Genomic DNA, 1,655 nt, shown 5'->3' with positions numbered 1-1,655 from the left:
AGGTAACTGGGGCCGGTCTGGTTCCTGCCGTCTTGGGTGTTTTTACCTCCGGGTCTTGTCCCCGAGGGTTTTCGTTGTGACCATCAGGTGAGGAAAATCGATTCTATGACATGTATGAGCGTTTGTCCGGGGCACGATGCTTTGGTCATAGCCGGAGCGAAAGACTCACCGTCACAATCTTTAGGTCCGTACCTGCTTCAACCGGCGATGCGAAACCAGTGGAAGACGACTAGCTTGTAAAAGTCGAGCGCGACACTGTACAACACGATGCCCAGGAGCATGACTGCTAGAACGTTCAGTGGCAGTGGCACCATGAGAATTCCACGTGAAGCCATGAACCCAATCACCAGCAGGTCCCCCAGCGTGCTCAGGATAAGCGCCCGTCCCGGCCGCGATTGCCAGAAGTGGCGACGCTCGCGGACTAGATACACGTTGGCCTGTCCAGTCAGGACCAGCATGACAAAGACCAGAGTCTGCAGGTGCGGCAGGTCATAGTGGAGGATGCTGGTTCCGACGTACAGCGTGCCAAATGCGACTGCCAGCCAGGCGACTGCCAGCAGGAGAGCACTACCGGTCAGCTGCGACACACGCCATCGGTCCGGCAGTTGCGACGCTGTTGCCGTGTCAGAGGCAAGGGACATGGTCACAAAGTCATTGGCGAACAGGAGCAGGAGGATGAGGCGCGGCGACGTTACAAAGTGGCCGGTCAGGAAGAATGCTACGGCGAGAAACAGGGCTATCTGCAGGGTCTTGATGATCTTGTTGAGAGTATAGCTCAGCATGCGCTGATAGATCTGGCGTCCCGTCGTCACAGCCGTAACGATTCCGCTGAGACCGGGGCTGGTCAGGATGGCGCTTGCAGCCGCTCGTGCGACATCCGTCGCATCAGAGACGGCGATGCCTACCTCGGCTTGTTTCAGGGCGGGCGCGTCGTTGACGCCGTCGCCGGTCATGCCGACGATGCTGCCGGCATGTTGAGTGCGCTGAACCAGCGCATACTTGTCTTCCGGAAGGACACCGGCCACGACGTCGCAGTCGAGGCCGCCTGTGCCGGTCGTGTTGTCCCGGAGCGTGACTGCATCACACGTTCGCGTGCCCAGCCCGATCTGTGCGGCGACGGTGCGAGCAGTCTCGGGCGTGTCGCCGGTGACCATGACGACTCTGATGCCAAGGCTCTTGAGATCATGGATCAGCGCAGCCGAGTCACTGCGCGGCGGGTCCTCCAGCGCCAGCAATCCGGCCATGGTCAGATGATCTTCTGAACCGGTCGCCACGGCGAGCACGCGGTTGCCCTTGGCGGCAAGGAGCTCGACGTCTCCTGCAAAGGGCTGACCGTCTGCGGCGAGAGCCTCAATGATCTGAGGAGACCCCTTGACGATGCGCGTGCTGATACCGTCCTGAACGGCAATCGCCTCCGTGCGTTTGGTCGCCGAGTCGAACGGCGTGAAGCTGGAGATGGTGACTGCGCCGGGTGAGATGCCTGACTCTCGTGCGCGTGTGATGATGGCAAGGTCGATGGAGTCCTGCGAACGCTCATCTGAACTCAGCAGGGCCAGGCGGAGAACATCATCCTTCGTCATGCCGGCAGCCGGGACAATATCGACGAGCTTCAGCCGGTTCTCGGTGATTGTTCCTGTCTTGTCACTGAACAGGAC

General features: G+C 60.2%; 1 protein-coding gene. It reads right to left on the bottom strand.

Going from position 1 to position 1,655, the window contains the following annotated elements:
* Positions 1 to 197: 197 nt before the first annotated feature.
* Positions 198 to 1,655 (bottom strand): HAD-IC family P-type ATPase (locus SMC5_RS06060; protein WP_207799108.1); only part of this gene is annotated, 1,458 nt, incomplete at its 5' end.

The sequence above is a fragment of the Candidatus Cryosericum odellii genome (genome assembly GCF_003570935.1).
Taxonomy (GTDB): Bacteria; Caldisericota; Caldisericia; order Cryosericales; family Cryosericaceae; genus Cryosericum; species Cryosericum odellii.
Note: the sequence above shows the minus strand (reverse complement) of the source record. Positions and strands in the feature narration are given on the sequence as shown.